13 protein-coding genes are annotated in these 18,999 nt (G+C 70.1%); 7 read left to right on the forward strand and 6 right to left on the reverse strand.

The window, feature by feature from the left end; all coding sequences use genetic code 11:
• Window positions 1-303: 303 nt before the first annotated feature.
• The 4 genes from ACFRCG_RS02660 (at window position 304) to ACFRCG_RS02675 (ending at window position 6,172) form a co-directional block, all read left to right on the forward strand.
• Entirely contained in the window at window positions 304-2,859 is a 2,556-nt protein-coding gene (locus tag ACFRCG_RS02660) for a SpoIIE family protein phosphatase (RefSeq protein WP_380027991.1), read from the forward strand.
• Window positions 2,860-2,942: 83 nt separating this feature from the next.
• A complete protein-coding gene (locus ACFRCG_RS02665; protein ID WP_380028433.1) occupies window positions 2,943-4,070 on the forward strand; it encodes a substrate-binding domain-containing protein in 1,128 nt (375 codons plus the stop codon).
• Window positions 4,071-4,094: 24 nt separating this feature from the next.
• On the forward strand, window positions 4,095-4,889 hold the full coding sequence (locus tag ACFRCG_RS02670) for an ATP-binding cassette domain-containing protein (RefSeq protein WP_380027994.1): 795 nt from the start codon (window positions 4,095-4,097) through the stop codon (window positions 4,887-4,889).
• Window positions 4,886-6,172 (forward strand): sugar ABC transporter permease, encoded by a 1,287-nt coding sequence (locus ACFRCG_RS02675; RefSeq protein ID WP_380027996.1) that lies wholly within the window; start codon window positions 4,886-4,888, stop codon window positions 6,170-6,172. Before ACFRCG_RS02670 ends, ACFRCG_RS02675 begins: the two co-directional genes overlap by 4 nt.
• Window positions 6,173-6,334: 162 nt before the next feature.
• Here the strand turns inward: ACFRCG_RS02675 and ACFRCG_RS02680 are convergent, their stop codons facing one another.
• The 4 genes from ACFRCG_RS02680 to ACFRCG_RS02695 all read right to left on the reverse strand — a co-directional run bounded on the left by ACFRCG_RS02680 (window position 6,335) and on the right by ACFRCG_RS02695 (window position 11,913).
• On the reverse strand, window positions 6,335-9,220 hold the full coding sequence (locus ACFRCG_RS02680) for a SpoIIE family protein phosphatase (RefSeq protein ID WP_380027998.1): 2,886 nt from the start codon (window positions 9,218-9,220) through the stop codon (window positions 6,335-6,337).
• A gap of 278 nt (window positions 9,221-9,498) precedes the next feature.
• A complete protein-coding gene (locus ACFRCG_RS02685; RefSeq protein ID WP_380028000.1) occupies window positions 9,499-10,260 on the reverse strand; it encodes an ABC transporter permease in 762 nt (253 codons plus the stop codon).
• An 89-nt stretch (window positions 10,261-10,349) separates the two neighbouring features.
• Complete coding sequence (locus tag ACFRCG_RS02690) at window positions 10,350-11,324, reverse strand: ATP-binding cassette domain-containing protein (protein ID WP_380028002.1); 975 nt, start codon at window positions 11,322-11,324, stop codon at window positions 10,350-10,352.
• 160 nt (window positions 11,325-11,484) lie between these two features.
• Window positions 11,485-11,913: a MarR family winged helix-turn-helix transcriptional regulator gene (locus ACFRCG_RS02695; protein WP_380028004.1), complete on the reverse strand. Its 429-nt coding sequence runs from the start codon at window positions 11,911-11,913 to the stop codon at window positions 11,485-11,487.
• Between the two features lie 86 nt (window positions 11,914-11,999).
• On the opposite strand from ACFRCG_RS02695, the gene ACFRCG_RS02700 reads away from it, so the two are divergent.
• Window positions 12,000-12,734: an SDR family oxidoreductase gene (locus ACFRCG_RS02700; protein ID WP_380028007.1), complete on the forward strand. Its 735-nt coding sequence runs from the start codon at window positions 12,000-12,002 to the stop codon at window positions 12,732-12,734.
• A gap of 146 nt (window positions 12,735-12,880) precedes the next feature.
• Window positions 12,881-14,269, forward strand: a complete 1,389-nt coding sequence (locus ACFRCG_RS02705; RefSeq protein ID WP_380028009.1) for a glutamate decarboxylase — start codon at window positions 12,881-12,883, stop codon at window positions 14,267-14,269.
• Between the two features lie 162 nt (window positions 14,270-14,431).
• Here ACFRCG_RS02705 and ACFRCG_RS02710 read toward each other — a convergent pair whose 3' ends face one another.
• Window positions 14,432-15,067 carry a TetR/AcrR family transcriptional regulator gene (locus ACFRCG_RS02710; protein WP_380028011.1) on the reverse strand — a complete coding sequence of 212 codons (636 nt, stop codon included), beginning with the start codon at window positions 15,065-15,067 and terminating at the stop codon, window positions 14,432-14,434.
• A gap of 61 nt (window positions 15,068-15,128) precedes the next feature.
• Between ACFRCG_RS02710 and ACFRCG_RS02715 the strand changes: the two genes are divergently transcribed.
• The gene (locus tag ACFRCG_RS02715) at window positions 15,129-16,463 is read left to right on the forward strand and encodes a GH1 family beta-glucosidase (RefSeq protein WP_380028013.1); all 1,335 of its coding nucleotides are present in this window, start codon (window positions 15,129-15,131) and stop codon (window positions 16,461-16,463) included.
• Between the two features lie 135 nt (window positions 16,464-16,598).
• Here ACFRCG_RS02715 and ACFRCG_RS02720 read toward each other — a convergent pair whose 3' ends face one another.
• Window positions 16,599-18,617 (reverse strand): discoidin domain-containing protein, encoded by a 2,019-nt coding sequence (locus ACFRCG_RS02720; RefSeq protein ID WP_380028016.1) that lies wholly within the window; start codon window positions 18,615-18,617, stop codon window positions 16,599-16,601.
• Window positions 18,618-18,999: the final 382 nt, after the last annotated feature.

Raw genomic sequence — 18,999 nt, forward strand, 5'->3', positions numbered from 1 at the left:
ACCGCCGGTGCCGCCGTGGCTCCGATGGCCTGCTGATGTGCTCATGGCCACCCTTTCGTCGGTGAAGCCCCGAGCCCGCTCGCCATTCCACCGTACGCGTGCGGGACGCGACGTTCGACGGTTCGTGACCGGATCCGCCCGGGCCCTCGACCGGCGATATTCCCGCGCGTCCCGTCCCTGGTCGAGGGCACCTGGAGCGGGGTTACGCGCACACTGGAATGAGGCAGGAGGTTGGAGGAGGCCATCCCGGCTTCATCTGCCGTGATGGCCCGGGAAGTCCACCCTTGACCCACCGCTGAGAGGGTGTCGCCGACTGTGACAGAGCAAGTCTTGGCCTCCGCCGGGGTGGCGATGGTCGCCGTCTACGTGGTGGACGAGGAGGCGCACGGGCTGCGCCTGACCGAGACGGTCGGAGAGAGTTCCGGCGCCGCGTACGGACTGTGGCCGTGGTACGCGCTGTCCGGGGGGTCGCCCATCGCCGACGCGTTCCGCGCCGGTCGGCCGCTGTGGCTGTCCTCGGACGAGATCGCGGCTCCGGACGGCGACGCGATCGTGTCCGCCGCCGGCGCCTCGCTGGGTGCGTTGCCCCTCGACGTGGACGGCAGGCGCCTGGGCTGCCTGGTCGTGGTGGACCGCACGGGTGACGGCTTCGACGCCCGGCGGCGCGGCCTCATGGAGCTGTACGCGGGCCAGGTCGCCTTGCGTGTCGAAGCGGGGTGCTCGGCGAGCGGAGGCTCCGCATCCGGCGGAGCCCTCGCCGGTGCGTCGGGCGGCTGGACCGAGCACGCTCGCGTGCGAGCCGACCTGCCGAGCGGCCTCCCGGGCGTGGCGGCCGCAGGTGGAGCCGTCCACGACGCGGATGCGAACGCGGCGCTCGGCCGAAGACGGTCGGAGAAGCGACTCGCCTCGGCCGCGAGTGACGACCGCGGCGGGTCGTTCACCCTGGTCCTGAGTACGGGGCGGATCCAGGCGGACGAGCACGTGCTGGACCTGGTCGGTATCGCTCCCGATGACTTCGACGGTCGGGTGGAGACTTTGTTGGCGCGCACCGTCCCGGAAGATCTGCCCACACTCATGTCGGTCGTCGAGCCGGGGCATGCGATGCCGGGCGGTCGGGAGTTGGAGTTTCGCATCCGCCGGTCCACGGGCGAACTGCGGTGGTTGCGGCTGCGCTGTCGGGCGCTGCTGGATCCCTCGGGCCGGCCGGAAAGGCTGCTGGGCGTGCTCGTCGATGCCTCCCACCTGCGGCCGAGCACCGATGAGGTGTCCATGGTGCAGCGGCTGTCCGCCCTGCTGGCGACCGCCCTCGCCGTGCGCGATGTCGGTCGGAGCCTGGTGAGCGCGCTTCGAGAGCCGCTGGGGGCCGACCGGCTGGCGCTGTCGCAGTTGCATGGTGGCCGGCTGGTGGTCACCGTGCTGGACCCGCCGGAGCCGACGGCGTGGCCGGAGAACTGGCGCAGCGAGTGGCGGCTGGGGCGGCCCGACACGCTGACCGGTGCCCTGCCGACGTTGACGGCCGCGCTCCGTGACGGCACCACATGCCTGTTGGAGACCAGTACCGGCCTCGAGCCCGGCCTCGACGAACTCGGTCGCGGTGGTCTCGCCATACTGCCGTTGCCGTACGGCAACCGAGTGGTCGGCCTGTGCCTGCTGGGCTGGGACAAGCCGCACCGGTTCGGCACGGAGGAGCGCTCCCTGTTGACCGCCACCGCGGGTCTGGTGGGGCAGGCCCTCGTACGCGCCCGGGCGTTCGATGCCGAGCACGAACTCGCCGCGATGCTCCAGCGCAGCCTGTTGCCCCGCAAGCTCCCGTCGCTGCCCGGTTGCGTGACCGTCGCACGCTATCTACCGGCGACCGCGGGCCTCGCGGTCGGTGGCGACTGGTACGACGTCATTCCGCTGTCGGACCGATTCGTCGCGCTGGTCATCGGCGACGTGCAGGGGCACAGCGCCGAAGCCGCCACGGTGATGGGCCAGATCCGCACCGCGATCCGTGCCTACGCGGTCGAAGGCCACCCGCCCGACGTGGTCGTCTCGCACACGAACCGCCTGCTGGTCGGCATGGAGACCGACGTCTTCGCCACCTGCTGCTATGTGGCTCTGGACACGGAGGAGGGCGACGCCTGGTTCGTGCGGGCCGGGCACATGCTGCCGGTCGTGCGCGAGCCGGACGGCACGACCCGGGAGGTGGAGACCGAGGGCGGGCCCCCGCTCGGGGTGCTCCCGGACGCGGAGTTCCCGCTGACCATGGCTCCGCTGTCCCCGGGGTCGGTGCTCACGCTGCTCACCGACGGTCTGGTCGAGTCCTCCAAGCTCCCGCTGGAGGACGGTGTCCGGCGGGTCTGCGAAACGCTCTCGGCGGCGGATCCGTCCGACGTGGACCGGATGGCCGACGAACTGATCCGCGGCGCCGAGGCCCGCGACGACGACGTGGCGCTGTTGCTCATGCGCTACGACGGGCTGACCGCGCGTCCGCGGCGCGCCGGCTGGACGGTGTGGCGGCTACCCGACGCGGTCATGCACGCGCGCCGCTTCACCGCGCGCACGATGCGTGCCTGGCAGGTGACCGAGGAGACCGACGCGATCCTGCTCATCGTTTCCGAACTGGTCACCAACGCCATCGCGCACACGCAGGGCGAGGTACGCCTCGACCTCACGCTCGCGGGCGATCGCCTCCGGGTCGCGGTGAGCGACTCCTCCCCGCGTACACCCGTCAAGCCGGCCAGCCTCGACTGGGAGGTGACCGGTGGCCGGGGTCTGTTGCTGGTCGAGGCGATGTCGGAGGCATGGGGCTCGGTGCCGCTGAGCGGCGGCAAGCAGGTGTGGGGGGAGGTACTCCTTTCGCCACAGGGGGTGTGAGGCGCGACGGATTCGAACGGCCTGCCACAGCGCGGCGGAGTATGGTCGGATCAGGTGTCCTGATGTTCCTCTGGATGGCTGCCATGATCCGACGACCCGGCCCCGTGGGAGGCGCCGGCGGGCGTGCGGTCCTGGCTGCCGCGGTGGCGTCGCTCGTCGCCGGTGTGGTCGCGTGCGGCGCGTTGCAACCCGCCGCGACACCCGGCGGGGGTGACCCGAACACGAGGGGCTTCTCCATCGGCCTGCTGCTTCCCGACACCCACACCGCGCGCTGGGCCGCCTCCGACAAGCCCCTGATCCAGGCGAAGGTGGGTCGGCTGTGCCCCGACTGTGAGGTCAAGTACGCCAACGCCTCGGGGGATGTGGCCACGCAGCAGCAGCAGATGGATTCCATGATCGCCAACGGGGTACGAGCCATGATCCTCGACCCGGTCGACTACAAGGCGCTGCGCCCCTCGATCACACGGGCGCATGACGCGGGCATCCCGGTGGTCTCGTACGACCGCCTCGCGGAAGGTCCCATCTCGGCGTACTCCGGCTACGACTCGGAGCAGATCGGCAGGCTCCAGGCCGAGGCACTGCTCACGGCGATGGGGCACGGGACGCACGAACCGCGGATCGTGATGATGAACGGCGACCCCACCGACCCGAACACGGCAGCTCTACAGAGAGGTGCGCTCTCCGCCTTCGAGGGCAGGGCGAAGATCGTCAAGTCGTACTACACCGGCGGGTGGATACCGCAGAACGCCTTCACCAACATGTCCGCCGCCATCGCCGATGTGGGCCCGGACCGTCTCGACGGCGTCTACTCGGCCAACGACGGCCTCGCCTTCGGCGTCCTCACCGCCCTCAAGGCCGCCGGCGTCAAGCCGCTGCCCCCCATCACGGGCCAGGACGCCAACCGCGAGGCCGTGCAGCGGATCGTCGCGGGCCGGCAGTACGTCACGGTCTACAAATCCTTCGTCTCCGAAGCCGGAGCCGCCGTGGAGATGGCACTCGCCCTGGGCCGCGGCGCGCCCATCGACGCCATCGCGAAGGACCGCGTCGGCAACGACACCAGCAACGCGATACCCGCCGTTCTGGGTCCTCTGACGCCCGTGACCGTCGACTCCATCGCGAGCACCCTCGTCAAGGACGGGGTGTACACGATCGCGCAGATCTGCACCCCGGATCTCCGGGCCGCCTGCCAAAAGGCGGGGCTCACCACCTAGCCGCCATCGGTCGCGGCGAAGGAGATGGTCCACGTGACAACGACGCCGCTGCTGGCCCTGCGCGGGATCTGCAAACGCTTCGGCGCCCTCCACGCGCTCACGCGCGTCGAGCTGGAGATCAACGCCGGGGAAGTCGTCGCCCTGGTGGGCGACAACGGAGCCGGCAAGACCACCCTCGTCAAGGTGATCACCGGCGCCGGCCCGGCCGACGAGGGCGTCATCGAGTGGAACGGCCGGCCGGTGCGGATCGCCCGGCCCCGCGATGCCCAGTCGCTGGGCATCGCCAGCGTCTACCAGGAACTGGCCCTGTGCGAGAGCCTCGACGTGGTCGGCAACCTCTTCCTGGGTCACGAGATCTGCCGGGCGGGCGTGCTCGACGAGGTGGCGATGGAGCGCCGCGCGAGGGAGCTCGACCTGCTGGACGTGCTGTCCGTCCGCATCCCCCGGACGAGGGTGCCGGTCGCCTCGCTCTCCGCGGGGCAGCGGCAGGCTGTCGCGATAGCCCGGACGCTGCTGAGCGAGCCCAAGGTCCTGATCCTCGACGAGCCCACCGCGGCGCTGGGCGTGGGGCAGACCGCGCACTTCCTCGATCTGATCGAGCGGTTGCGAGAACGCGGCCTGGGCGTCCTGCTGATCAGCCACAACCTCGGCGACGTCAAGGCCGTCGCGGACCACGTCGCGGTGTTGCGCCTCGGCCGCAACAACGGGTTCTTCGACGTGTTGACCACGTCGCAGGAGCAGATCGTCTCGTCCATCACCGGCGCCACGGACAACGCCGTGACCCACCGGAAGACGCAGCCGTGGGAGGCGACGCTGTGACCGGTACGAGGACATCGGGCGACACCGATCGCAACAGGGCCGGGGCCGTCACCGACCGGGCCGGCGCTCGCGACCCGAGGACCGGGGATCGCCCATCCGGCCTGAAGGGCTACGCGAGCGACTTCGTCCTCAGGCTGCGCAACGGTGAACTCGGCTCGGTTCCCGGTGTGTGCGCGGTCATCGTGATCTGGACGACCTTCCAACTCCTGGACAACCACTTCCTGTCCCCGCGTAATCTCTCCAACCTCAGCGTGGACATCGTTGGCACCGGGCTGATCGCGGTCGGGCTCGTCTTCGTTCTGCTGCTCGGCGAGATCGACCTGTCGGTGGGCGCGGTCAGCGGACTCGCGGCGGCGGTGTTCGCCGTGATGAACGTCAACAGTGGCATGCCCGAGTGGTTGGCGGCCGTCACCGCAGCCCTCGTCGGGGGCGGGATCGGTGCCCTCCAGGGGTTCTTCTTCGCCAGGGTCGGCGTACCCGCCTTCGTCGTCACGCTGGCCGGACTGCTGGTCTGGAACGGCCTGATGCTCTACGTCCTGGGCGCCAACGGCACCATCAACCTGCACTCCGACGGCTTCGTCTCCGCTCTGACCGAACGCTATTTCCACAATGAGGCCGTCGCGTACGGGCTCGCGGCGATCGGAGCGGCCGGGTACTTCCTGGCGTCGTACCACGACGAGCGACGCCGCAGGGCGGCCCGGGTCTCGTCCCGCTCGCTCGGCGGGATCGCCGTGCGCACCGGCACCGTGGCGGTGATCGGCTTCGCGGCGGCGTACGTGCTGAACCGGTTCGAGGGCCTGCCCCTCGCCCTGCTGATCTTCCTGGTCTTCGTCGTCGGTCTGGACTTCGTCCTGCGGCGCACCAGATATGGGCGAAAGATCTTCGCGATCGGAGGTGGTGTCGAGGCGGCCCGCCTCGCCGGTATCAACGTGGTGTGGATCCGCGCCTCGGCGTTCGCGGTCTCCGGGACGCTGGCCGCGTTCGGCGGGCTGTTCCTCGCCTCGCGCGTCGCCTCGGTGGGACAGACCTCGGGCTCCACGAACCTACTGATCGACGCCATCGCGGCGGCCGTCATCGGTGGCGTCAGCCTCTTCGGCGGACGCGGCACACCCTGGTCCGCGCTGCTCGGTGTCCTGGTCGTCCAGTCGATCGCCTCGGGGATGGTGCTCATCGGCATCCAGACGTCGGTGCAGTCGATGATCACCGGTGGCGTGCTGCTCGCCGCGGTGGTCCTCGACTCGCTCTCCCGCCACTCCCGGAAGTCGCACGGTGTGGTGCGGTAGTCGAAACCCGCAGGGAAAACGACCGGGTCCAACAGCCGGTTGCCGCCGCGACGTTGCCGGTGAACCGCACGAACCCACAGAGACGAACGGGATCCACCGCCGGTGGTGGGAAGCCGTTTGTTCTCCGCCGCCGCCAGGCGGTACCGGCATCGTGTCGGCCGTTTATGCGTCGAGTGCCTGCTCGGTCCAGATGCACTTGCCGGTGAGGGTGTAGCGCGTTCCCCATCGTTGAGCCATGGCGGCGACGAGTTGGAGGCCGCGTCCACCCTCGTCCGTCGCGCGGGCGTGTCGGATATGAGGCGTGGTCAGACTGCCGTCGGTGACCTCGCAGATGAGGGTGCGGCTGCGCAGCAGGCGCAACTGGATCGGACCGGTCGCATGGCGGATGACGTTGCCGACGAGTTCGCTGACGATGAGTTCGGTGGCCATTTCCAACTCCTCGCCCAAATGCCAGATCCGGAACTGCTCGTGGACGTGGTGCCGGGCTTGGCCCGCGGCCGTGGGGTCTTCGGGGAGGGCCCAGGTGGCGATGTCACCCGGCGAAAGGGAACGGGTGCGGGCGACGAGGAGGGCGGTGTCGTCGGTGGTGCGGCGGTGCGCCGGCAGCAGGGCCGTGGTGACGGCGTCGCACAGCCCGTCGGGCTCTTGGGCCGGCCCGTCACGGTCGGCGAGAGCGGCGGCGACGGTCTCGGTGAGGTGGCGCAGGCCCTTGTCGATGTTGAGACCCGGGGTCTCCACGAGACCGTCGGTGTAGAGGACGACGAAGCTGCCGTCGGGCAGGGACACGTCGTGGACGCCGAAGGGCGGGGCGGCGATCCCGAGTGGCGGGTCGGGATCGAACGTCAGCAGGGACGCGGTGCCGTCGCGGTGGGCGACCACGGGCGGGAGATGGCCGGCGTTGGCATACGTGAGGATCTGGGTGGTCGGGTCGTAGACGCCGTACAGACAGGTGACGAAGGACTCCTCCCCGAGTTCGCCGACGATGTCGTCGAGTCGGGTGAGGACGTCGTCCGGGGGCAGTTCGAGGTCGGAGAGCGTGCGCACGGCGGTGCGCAGGCGGCCCATGGTGGCGGCCTCGGGCATGCCGTGGCCCATGACGTCGCCGATGACCAGAGCCACACGGTCGCCGGACAGCGGAATGATGTCGTACCAGTCGCCGCCGATGTCCGCACCGTGTCCGGCGGGCAGATATCGGGCGGCGGCGGTGATCGCGGGAAGCGGTGGCAGGGCCCGGGGCAGGAGGGCGTTCTGGAGGTCACGGGCGCGAGTCGTGGCCGCGTCGTACTGGCGGGCCCGCTCGAGGGTGTGGGCGAGTTGGCCGCCGAACACGGTCAGCAGACTCCGTTCGTCCCCGGTGAGGTGTCGCGGCTGGTCGAAGGAGACGACGACCACACCGATCTCGCGGCCCGAGACGATCAACGGAAGGAAGACCCACGCCTGCTTCCCTTCGGTCACCGGGCAGTCCACCAGGCCGGGATGGCCGGCGGTGAGGTCGTCGGGTGACTCGATGAACTTCGGTGCGCGGGTGCGCAGAACCTCTCCCAGAGGTGTGGTGGCGACGACCGGCATGCCGTGGAGGCGATCGAGGAGCGCCGACGGATAGCCGACGGAACCGACAAGGTCCAGTCGCTCGTTCCCCAGGGCCAGGATGACCAGTCCGGTCGCGTGGAGGGGAGGAAGGACGCTCTCGGCCACGGCGGCGGTCACGTCCCGGGTCGTGGTCGCCTCGGCGAGTGCTCGGGTCAGTCGGGTCATGACGGCGGCGCGCTCGGCGGCGGCGTGTTCGGCGGCGGCGCGCTCCGCTTCGCGAAGGCGTCTTTCGGTGACGTCCGTGATGTAGAGGGTGAGTCCATCGGCAAGGGGGACCAGCCGTAGGTGGTACCAGCGATCGGTGCCCGGCCACGGCACCTCGAACCCGTCGGGGACCCCCGTGGCGACGGCTCGGCGCGAGCGCTCCTCCAGCAGGGGCACCTTCCGCACGACGGAGACGCCCCACAACGACCGCCCCACCAGGTCGCGCGGCCGGCCGAACAGACGCTCGGCGGCCACGTTGACGAATCCGATCCGCCCGTCGCGGTCCACGGACAGGAAACCGTCACTCATGTGTGCCAGGGCACGCCCCACCGACTCCAGCGCGGCATGGGTCTCGGTGGTGTACGACATGGTGCCGACCAGCCGGGTCGGCTCGCTGCCCCGGTGCGAGACCGCCCCGCCGCGGAAGCGCACCCAGGCATACGTCCCGTCCGAGCGGCGGACCCGGTACTCGCTGTCCGCCCGGCCACGGGTCCTGAGTGCTTGTTCGACGTCTCCCACCACCCAGGGGAGGTCGTCGGGATGGACGTAGTCGTCGAAGGTCGAGAGCCGTCCGTCGAATGTCTCCCGCTCGATGCCGATGGCGTCGAGCAACCGCTCGTCGAGGACGACCTCGTTCGCCTGCACATCGAATTCGAACTCGAATTCGGTGGAGGTCTCACCGGGGCCCTGTCCGGGAGCGCGCTCCGGTGGCGTCCCCAGCAGAGTGCGGGAGACGGTGTCCGGTGTGGGCGGGGCCAGGCGCAGCCGTTCCGCCGCCCACCGGGCCACCTCCCGGAGAAACGTTCGTTGCCCGACGGAGAGCGCGTCGGTCACCGGTAGCAGCACCGACAGGACGCCGAGCGGTCCGTCCGGTCCGGACAGCGGTACGGCCGCCATCGCGGAGCGCGCCGAGAGGTCCGCGGCGGGCGACGGGTGAGGCGGGTCCGAGGGGTTGCGTTCGGGGCGGTGCGCGGTGGACGCGAACGCGAACTCGCCGGTTCGGAAGGCGCGCGCCGGAGCCACCGAATCGGTGACGCGGATGTCCTCCCAGTTGCGGGTGACGGCCCGGGGCAGTCCGCTGCTCGCGATCAGGTGCAAGCCCCGGGAGGCGCTTGCGCTCAGGTGTCCCATGGCGCCGAATCCACCGAGCGCCGCGGTCGCGTGCTGCGCCGCGGCGGTCAATACGTCGGTGTCCGTCGCCTGGTCGTCCAAAGCCGCGAGCAGGCACAATCTGTCGGTTCGTGCCGTCCCCATCCCCGTCCCCGTCCTGCTTCCCGGGCCCGAGGGGCTGCCAAGACCCGCGGTCGGGCCGGCCTTTCCGTCGGATCCGTGGTGCACGACTCGGCTCCTTAAACACCTGATATGCATGATTCCCAGGAGAAAAATATCACATTAGTGTCTATTTATTGATTTTATAGGTAGTTATCCGTATTGCCGCTTGGCTGAAACCTCCCGCAGGAAAGGCCGCCGGGGCCGGACGCGCGATCGGGCGCCGGCGCCGCAGGACGGCATGAGCGGGGCGGGCCCTGTGCCTAGGGTTCCCTGCGGTACAGCCACACCCCGATCGGCGCGAAGACGGCGATGATCGCCGCATCCCACGCCAGCGCCTGCCAGACGTCGGTGGCGGTCGGGCCACCGAGTACGAGGGCGCGCACCGCGTCGGCGTTGCGTGAGACCGGTTGGTGCTCCGCGAAGGCTTGCAGCCAGCCGGGCATGGTTCCCACCGGGACGAACGCCGACGACGCGAACACCAGGGGAGCGAGCACGGGGAAGGCCGCGGCCTGGGCGGTCTCCGGATCGCCGACCGCCATACCGACGACCGCGAAGATCCACGACATCGCGAAGCCGAAGGCCAGGACCAGGAGGATGCCCCCGAGGAACGCGGGCACCCCGGCGTGGATCCGGAATCCGATGGCGAAGCCCACCGCGGCCATCAGCGCCACGACGAAGACGTTCCTGGCGAGATCGGCGGTGGTGCGGCCGACGAGTACCGCGGAGCGGGCCATGGGCAGGGACCTGAACCGCTCCATCAGGCCGGTGTCCATGTCGGTGGCCAGGCCGATCGCGGTGTTCATGGCGCCGAACACCGCGGTTTGCACGAAGATGCCGGGAATCAGGAAGTCGACGTACGCGACCCCGTGAAGGGCCGGTTGCACGACGCCGCCGAATACGTACCGGAACATCAGCACGAAGACCAGCGGCTGGATGGTGGAGAAGATCAGCAGACGCGGCACGCGGCGCAGGGCGATCAGGTTCCGCCACGCGACGGCGAGTCCGTCCTGCGCGGCACGCACGAGGGGTGGCGCTCCGCGCGCCGGCGGCGCCGGGGCTCCCCTTTGCCGGCCGCGCCGGGCGGCATACGTCGGGGACCCGCCCGGCCCGCTCACGATCCCTCCGCGGAGGTTCGCCCGGAGTCCGGGGCATCGCCCGCGCGGCGGCCGGTGAGTTCCAGAAACACGTCGTCGAGGCTGGACTCGTGGACCGCCACGGCACCGGGCACCAAACCGTGGGCATCGAGAACGCGCAGGATCTCCAGCAGCGGACGCGACCCGTCGTGCGACGTCAGGCGCAGCCGGGTGCCCTCGACGTCCGGGCGGGTGGAGAACCGGGCGCTCACGAGTTCCGCCGCCCGCGCCGCCCGGCGAGTCTCCTCCACGTCGAGTTCGATGATCGTGTTGCCCAGCCGCGCCTTGAGCGCGGCCGGCGTGTCGTCGGCGATGACCCGCCCCCGGTCGATGACCACCACCCGCGAGGCGAGTTGGTCGGCTTCCTCCAGGTACTGCGTGGTGAGGAGGACGGTGGTCCCGTCGGCGACGAGGCCGCGGATCATCTCCCACAACGCGTTGCGGCTCTGCGGGTCCAGCCCGGTGGTGGGCTCGTCGAGGAAGAGCACGCGCGGGTCGGGCACCAGCGCCGCGGCGACGTCCAGGCGCCTGCGCATGCCGCCGGAGTACGTTCGAGCGGGGCGGTCACCGGCCTCCGCGAGGTCGAACCATTCCACGAGCTCTGTCGCTCGGGCCCGGATACGCGAGCGCCGGACGTGGGTGAGGCGCCCGATCAGGCGCAGGTTCTCACGGCCGGTCAGGTTCTTGTCGATCGCCGCGTACTGCCCGGCCAGCCCGATCAGACTCCGGACCGTGCCGGCATCGCGGACCACGTCGTACCCGAATACCGCGGCATGGCCGGCCGTGGGACGCACGATCGTGGTCAGGATGCGGATCGCGGTGCTCTTGCCCGCGCCGTTCGGGCCCAAAAGACCGAAAATCGTTCCGGCGGGGACGCGGAAGTCCACCGAATCCAGAGCTGTCACGGCGCCGAATCGTTTGCTGAGGCCCTCGACGTCAATCGCCTCGTTCACGGGGCCTTCTCCCTCGCGTGGAGGACACCGGTCCCGTCCATTCTCGACCGCCGCCCGACCCTTCGCAGCCCCGGACGGCGGTCCCGCCGGCGCCTTTGCGGCGCGGGGGCGCCGGGTCGACGCCGCCGGCGATGTTCCTCGCGGACGCGCTCGCGGTGCGTCAGGAGCGGAGGGCTCCGGTAGCGGTACCCGCCAGTTCGGCGAATCGGATTCGTAGGTCGGACGGCCAGGACGCGAGTCGCGTCTCGATCGCCGTCGTGACCGCGTCCCTGAAGCGCGCGACCAGTTCCGTGCCCTGATCGGTCAAGTGGACCCTGGCCACCCGCCGATCGTTCGGGTCGGGTCGCCTGCGCACCAGGTCGCGCCGTTCGAGCCGGTCGACCAGTCCGGTGACGTTCGTCTTGTCGCAGTGCAGTCGGGTCGCCAACTCGCCGTGCGTCAGCTCGCGTTCGGCCACGGCGGTGAGCAGTTGCGACTGTTGTGGAGTGAGTTCGAGGTCGCGGCTGACGGTGCCTCTGATTCCCTCGACGACACAGCACATCTCCAGCAGTACCTGCGCCAGTTCCGCATCGGGTGTCGACTTCGCCATGCGTGGAGCGTACTTGACAAGTCCATGACGTCGACTATTTAGTCGATAGTACAGACTATCGATACCATCGACTGAATGGGGTCGTCATGCCGAGCAAGCGTCAACGTGTCGCGGTCGTCACGGGGAGTTCCCGCGGAATCGGTCGGGCCACGGCCCTGCGCCTGGCCGCCGACGGGTCGGCCGTCGTCGTCAACTACCACCCGGACGCCGCCGCCGCCCGACGGGTGGTCGCGGCCGTGGAGGAACTGGGTGGCCGCGCCACGGCGGTACGCGCGAACGCCGCCGTCCCCCGGGAGTTGCGGGCACTGATCGACGCGGCCGAGCAGCACTACGGCGGCCTGGACGTCCTGGTGCACAACGCCGCCGGCTTCGTCCGCGGCCCCCTCTCCGACGCCGCGGACGACGACTACGAGCACGTATTCGACCTGAACTCCCGCGCCGCCTTCGTCGCGCTGCGCGAGGCCGGCCGACGTATGCGCGAGGGCGGGTGCATCGTCTACGTCTCGTCGGTGGCCACCAGGCTCTCCCCACCCGGCGAGGCCCTGTACGCGGCGGCCAAGGCCGCCGGGGAACAACTCGTACGCGGCTTCGCCCGCGAGATGGGCGCCCGCGGCATCACGGTCAACAGCGTCCTGCCGGGGCCGACCGACACCGACGGCTTCGCAGCCGCCGGCGCGCCGACCGAGGCACTGGTGGCCCGCACCCCACTGGGCCGGCTGGGCCGACCGGAGGACATCGCGAACGTCGTGGCCTTCCTCGCCTCCCCCGACGCCCGCTGGATCACCGGCCAGAGCGTGACCGTGGACGGCGGCCTGACCTGACGCCGGCGAACAACCACGCCGTCAGAGCACCCGCACGGCGACAACGCCCGCGTCGCACCGCCGGATGGCCCACGCCCGCATGCCGCCCACCCCACCTGTCCGTAGTGTCCGAAGCGGACCGATGGACCGACACGCGAGGTGCCCCGATGGCTCTGCACAACGCTCAGGAACCGGCGGCCGACCCGGCCGTCGACATTTTCGCGTCACCACTGAGTGAACAGCCCCTGTCCAAAAGGTCCATGCCCGACCTGCCCTCACCGCCTCCCGTCGTCTTCCAGCTGCTGCGCAACGAGTTGCTGCTGGACGGCAACGCCGCGCAGAACCTGGCCACCTTCTGCACCACCTGGGCGGACGACGAGGTCCACCGGCTGATGGACCTGTGCCTGGACAAGAACATCGTCGACAAGGACGAGTATCCGCAGACCGCGGAGATCGAATCGCGCTGCGTGAACATCCTCGCCGACCTGTGGCACGCACCCGGCGGCGCCGGGGAGGCCAACGCTGTCGGCTGCTCCACCACCGGCTCCAGCGAGGCCGCGATGCTCTGCGGCCTCGCCCTGAAGTGGCGCTGGCGCGATCGCCGGCGGGCCGCCGGCCGGTCCACCGACCGGCCCAACCTGGTCTGCGGACCGGTGCAGGTCTGTTGGGAGAAGTTCGCCCGGTACTTCGACGTGGAATTGCGCCAGGTGCCGGTGGAGTCCGGAGCGACCGGCCTCCAGGCGCACCAGCTGCGCGAGTACGTCGACGAGAACACCATCGGCGTCGTCGCGATCCTCGGCGTGACCTACACCTGCACCTACGAGCCGGTCGCGGAGATCGCCGCCGAGCTCGACCGCATGCAAGCCGAGTCCGGCGTCGACGTCCCGCTGCACGTCGACGCCGCCTCGGGCGGGTTCATCGCGCCGTTCCTCCACCGCGACCTGGTCTGGGACTTCCGCCTGCCGCGGGTCGCCTCGATCAACGCCTCGGGCCACAAGTACGGCATGGCCCCGCTCGGCGTCGGCTGGGCGCTGTGGCGCGATCAGGACGCCCTGCCGGACGACCTGGTGTTCCACGTCGACTATCTCGGCGGCGACATGCCGACCCTCGCGCTGAACTTCTCCCGCCCCGGCGGACAGGTCGTCAGCCAGTACTTCATGTTCCTGCGGCTCGGCCGCGAGGGGTACCGCCGGGTGTACCAGGCCTGCGCCGACACCGCCCGGCACCTCGCCCGGCAGGTCGCCGAGATGGGTCCCTTCACCCTGCTCTACGACGGCGTCGGTGCCCTGCCCGCCGTGTCCTGGACGCTCACCGACCCGGACTCGACCGGTTGGAGCCTGTACGACCTGTCCGACCTGCTGCGCATGCGCGGCTGGCAGGTGCCCTCCTACCCACTGCCACCGGACCGCCAGGAGACGGTCATCCAGCGCGTCCTGGTCCGCCACGGCGTCGACCACGACCAGATCGAACTCCTGGCCGACGACATGCGCCGAGCGATCAAACACCTCCGGGAGGGCCGCCCGCACGACGCGGACCGCGTGGCTTTCCACCACTGACGGCCCCGGCCGACGGGGCGACGGCCACCGCCCCGCACCCGACGCGCACGCACCCCCTCCTACGCGCCGAGTCCACCGCCGGGCAGGGCGGGGGCCGCGTCCGGGCGGAAGCCGAAGTCGCAGCGCCGTTCGTGTCTTTGGGCGGCGAGGCGCGTCATGGCACTAACTCGTTGTCGACGAGCGGATTCGGTCGTTCAGATAGCTGTCGAGGACTCGTTTGCACTCGGCGATCAACCGGGGGTCGCCCCGCGAATCGGTGCGGAAGGCCAGTTTGAGCACGCTGTCCGCGCATTCCAGGGCCACTCGGAGGACGATCTCCAGGTCGGCGTCGTCCCGGATCCCGATCAGGGTCGCGGTCAGTTCACGCAGCCGTCGGGCGACCGCGGTGTTGTTGTCCAGGGCCGGATCGAGGGTGTGGTCGCGGCCCACCGCGCCGAAGTCGACCACGCCGAAGCCGGTGATCGTCCGGCGCATGGTGACGAACTCGTCGACGGTCACCTCGACGATGCCCGAGACGTCCGCGGGCCTCTCGTGCTCCAGTCGGGTCGAGACCCGTTCGAGGAAGGCGTCCAGGTTGCGGGCGGCCAGTGCGCCGATCAGCCCCTCCTTGTCGGAGAAGAACTGGTACAGGGTGCCGATGGGCACCTCGGCTCTGCCGGCCACTTCCTTGGTGGTCAGTGCGACGTAGCCGACTTCGTCCAGGAGTTCGGCACAGGCGTCCAACAGTCGTTCGAAACGTTCGACGCTGCGTTTTTGGACGGGGCGGCGGCGCGTCGTGCCCGCGGTGCGATCTCTCACGCTTCCATCATTCCATCCGGAGGGATTAACATGAGCCGAACTCATGTTTTAGGAGTCGCGCATGGCACTCGACCACCTGCCCGCAGACTTCGTCTGGGGCGCCTCGACGGCGTCCTATCAGATCGAGGGCGCAACCACGGAGGACGGCCGCGGCCCGTCGGTGTGGGACACCTTCACCGCCCGGCCCGGCGCGATCCGCGACGGGCACACCGGTGACGTGGCCTGCGACCATTACCACCGGTACGAGGAGGATCTCGCGCTGATGGCCGAGGTGGGCCTGACCGGCTACCGCTTCTCGATCGCCTGGCCTCGGATCCAGCCGACCGGCCGGGGCGAGGTCAACCTCCGGGGGCTGGACTTCTACGACCGCTTGGTCGACGGCCTGCTCGCGCGCGGCGTGGAGCCCGTCCCGACCCTGTTCCATTGGGACCTCCCGCAGGGCCTCGAGGACGACGGCGGCTGGCTGAACCGCGACACCGCGTACCGGTTCGCCGATTATTCCGCCGCGGTGGCCCACAGGCTGGGGGACCGGGTCCGGAAGTGGATCACGCTCAACGAACCGTTCATCCACATGGTCTGGGGCTACGGCCTGGGTACCCACGCGCCGGGCCGCACCCTGTTCCTCGATTGCCTGCCGGTGGCCCACCACCAATTGCTCGGCCATGGCCTGGCGCTGAGGGAACTGCGCCGAAGCGGCCTCCAGGTGATGATCGCCAACAACTGCACCCCGGTTTGGCCCGCCTCGGACGCCCCCGCGGACCGCGCCGCCGCGCAGGCCTACGACAACCTGCACAACCGCCTGTTCAACGACCCGATCCTCACGGGCACCTACCCCGACCTGTCGGCCTACGGCGCGGACGCCACCCTCGGCGGTTGCGTTCGCGACGGCGACCTCGAACTCGTCGGCGCCCCGCTGGACGCGCTCGGTGTCAACTACTACAACCCGACCCGGATCCAGGCGCCGACGTCGGAGGGCCTGCCCTTCGAAGAGGCCTCGATCGAAGGCTATCGCCGCACCGCTTTCGACTGGCCCGTCGTCCCCGACGGTCTGCGCGAACTGCTCGTCGGTCTCAAGGAGCGCTACCCGGCGCTCCCGCCGATCTACATCACCGAGAACGGCTGCTCGGTCGAGGACGTCGTCACCGCGGACGGCACCGTCCCCGACTTCGACCGTATCGACTACCTGGACACCCATCTGCGGGCCGTCGACGCGGCGGTGGCCCAAGGCGTTGACGTCCGCGGCTACTTCACCTGGACCCTGATGGACAATTTCGAATGGGCCGAGGGCTTCCATCAGCGCTTCGGCCTCGTCCACGTCGACCACGACACCCAAGTCCGCACCCCGAAGGCCTCCTTCGCCTGGTATCGCGACCTCATCCGCGCCCGGCGCGGCTGAGCCGCCCGTCCGCCGAAGCTCGCACGGACACCGCGCGAGCTTCGGCGGATCCGCAAAAGAGTCGGCCGGGGCCGACCGGAGCGGGAGAACCGATCCGGCCGGGCCCCGGCCCCGGGCAACGCCCCACCGGCGCCGTCAGTCGCCGTAGACGCCCACCTCGCGGAGCGAGTAGCCCCACTGGGTGCCGCGCTCCAGCCCCTGAATCCGGACGAAGCGCGCCGGAGTCGCGGCGAACCGCGCCGTGTCCAGACCGCCGTCACCGGTGGTCGTGGACCAGGCCGTCCGCCAGTTCGTGCCGTCGCCCGACAACTCGACGCGGTACGACTTCCCGTACGCCGCCTCCCAGTCGAGGGTGACGCGCTCGATCGTGTTCGCGGATCCGAGGTCGATCCGCAACCATTGGTCGTTGGTCCACTCGCCGGCCCAGCGGGTGCCCCGGTCGCCGTCCACGGCCCGGCCGGGCGCGAAGCCGACGAACGGGTTCCACCACTGCGACGAGGACGCCGAGGCCGTCGCACCCGAGGCCAGGTTCACCCCGGACCTGTGCCGTTCGGAGCTCCCCCAGGTGCGGAGGTAGGACTCGGCGCCCGCGAAGAGGTCGTCCACGACGCCCTGACCGCCGACGATCCGGATGTCCTCGATCCAGTCCGGGACCATGCCGTAGTGCGCCGCGCCGTCGGTGTTGAAATCCCACGTACGCTCGCCGGTGGTCTGCCTGTCGATCACCGAGCCGCCGTCCGTGCTGCGGAACGGGTACTTCACCGGGTTCGGGGTGTTCGCGCCCCGCGGGCCGGGCCAGCCGCCGACACCGTTCATGTCGGTGCCGTAGCCGTAGCCGACCCCGTACTTCTCGCGCAGCGCGTCCGTGCGCTTGGCCTCCGCGCTGAACGCCTCGGATCCGTTCATGTACTGGGCGGCGAACCCGCCGAGGCGGTAGAGCCGTTCGGTCCAGCCCGAGTCCATCCAGCTGTGCGAGGAGATGACACCCGGATACGACTCGGATTCGAGGATGTCGAAGGCCTGCCCCGCGGCCTTGACGCCCATGTGGTCTATTTCCAACATCATCTTGCGCTTCATCATGCCGCGCACCGCGTACTCACCGAGGTCGGTCAGCCCGCGGGTGTTGCACTGCGCGTCCGAGGCGTACGAGGGGACGGTCACCCCCGCAGGCAGCAGCTTCTCCGCCGCCGTCGCCGCGTTGCCGATCGGGTTGTCGTGCTGCGGGCCGCGACAGGTCTCCGTCGCCCAGAAGGTGCCGGTCGACAGGAACTGGCCGACGTTGATCGCGCTGCCGAGGGTGCCCTGGTCGAAGCGGACCCCACAGAGCGCGTTGTCGAACTTGTGGCACAGGAACATGCTGCGCACGCCCAGCTCGTACAGCTCGTCCAGGCCGCGGTCGATGTCCGCCCTGCTGCACTGCGCGACGTCGAGGACCTGCTTGCAGCCGAAGGGCTCGGAGGTCTCGACGCCCAGGACGACGGCGAGCTTGCCCTGCGCGATCACCTCGCGGGCCTGCGCGCTGTCGGTGACGATGCGGAACCAGCCCTTGCCGGGGCCGCCGTACATCCTGTCGACGAAGGCCTGCATGTCGTACGACTTCCGTGCCTCGAGGCGGATGGCGGTCATCTCGTCGCAGCCGCGGTCCTTGAAGAAGTAGACCGAGCAGATCACGCCGTTGGTGACAAGGTCGTTGACGAGCACCCGCTGGCCGCCGCGCCAGGCCCGCTCGATCCAGGCGTAGTAGTTCTGCTGGTGGGTCAGTGAGTCGTGCGCGGGCCAGTCCGCGAAGGTCGGCCACCCGACGGGGTCGTGCCTTCCGTCGCCGCCCTTGGTGATGAAGTCGAAGATGGCGAGCGTGCCGTCGGGGTAGTGCTCGGGGCAGTCCTTCAGCGCGTCGGCTATGCCCTGTTCGGAGAACGGCTTCCCGCAGATGAGCCGGCCCCCGAAGCCCTCGTTGGACATGATGTGGTCGTGGGCGTCGACGAATCCCCTTACGCGCCCCTGGGCGTCGGTGCCCTTGAAGGGCTCGCCCGTGACGTCGATCCGCGAGTCGGGCGTGGGCCGCGCCGCAGGGTTCCACCAGTCCGGCTCCGCCGCGGAGCCGGGCGTCGGAACGAGTACCAGGGCCATCACGGCGAGGAGCAGTGACGCCATTGTGAGGGATCCGAGTCTGCGGCGCAGAGATTGAACCATGATCATCACCCAGTCCTTGTATATGAGTTGGGCTCATGTTTCGCGTCTTACGTTAGGCAAGCGCGCCCGCAACGCCAACCCTTCACGGAGATATCGTCGGTAAAGGGAAGATCCCTCCACGGAGGGTGGAACCGGCCATCGAAGGCGAGAAGGCGAGAAGGCGAGACGGTGGCGCCGGCGTCGGCCCGGTGACGCGCGGCCGCACCGCGGATGCCTCGAATCACCGGACGGTGCGGAGACATCACCGCGCCCCGGACCCGGGTCCGGGGCGCGGAGAACGTGCGCGATCACGTTCGGGCCGCCCGCGTCGCAGCTCTCGCCGCGACCGGCGTTCGACGATCTT

Source organism: Embleya sp. NPDC056575, from assembly GCF_042793325.1.
Classification (GTDB): domain Bacteria; phylum Actinomycetota; class Actinomycetes; order Streptomycetales; family Streptomycetaceae; genus Embleya.

What these genes read in the sequence shown, in the direction of transcription:
- ACFRCG_RS02670 (WP_380027994.1), top strand. Translation starts at nt 4,095, where the DNA reads ATGGTCCACGTGACAACGACGCCGCTGCTGGCCCTGCGCGGGATCTGC.
- ACFRCG_RS02700 (WP_380028007.1), top strand. Translation starts at nt 12,000, where the DNA reads ATGCCGAGCAAGCGTCAACGTGTCGCGGTCGTCACGGGGAGTTCCCGC.
- ACFRCG_RS02680 (WP_380027998.1), bottom strand. Translation starts at nt 9,220, where the DNA reads ATGGGGACGGCACGAACCGACAGATTGTGCCTGCTCGCGGCTTTGGAC.
- ACFRCG_RS02695 (WP_380028004.1), bottom strand. Translation starts at nt 11,913, where the DNA reads ATGGCGAAGTCGACACCCGATGCGGAACTGGCGCAGGTACTGCTGGAG.
- ACFRCG_RS02665 (WP_380028433.1), top strand. Translation starts at nt 2,943, where the DNA reads ATGATCCGACGACCCGGCCCCGTGGGAGGCGCCGGCGGGCGTGCGGTC.
- ACFRCG_RS02705 (WP_380028009.1), top strand. Translation starts at nt 12,881, where the DNA reads ATGGCTCTGCACAACGCTCAGGAACCGGCGGCCGACCCGGCCGTCGAC.
- ACFRCG_RS02715 (WP_380028013.1), top strand. Translation starts at nt 15,129, where the DNA reads ATGGCACTCGACCACCTGCCCGCAGACTTCGTCTGGGGCGCCTCGACG.
- ACFRCG_RS02720 (WP_380028016.1), bottom strand. Translation starts at nt 18,617, where the DNA reads ATGGCGTCACTGCTCCTCGCCGTGATGGCCCTGGTACTCGTTCCGACG.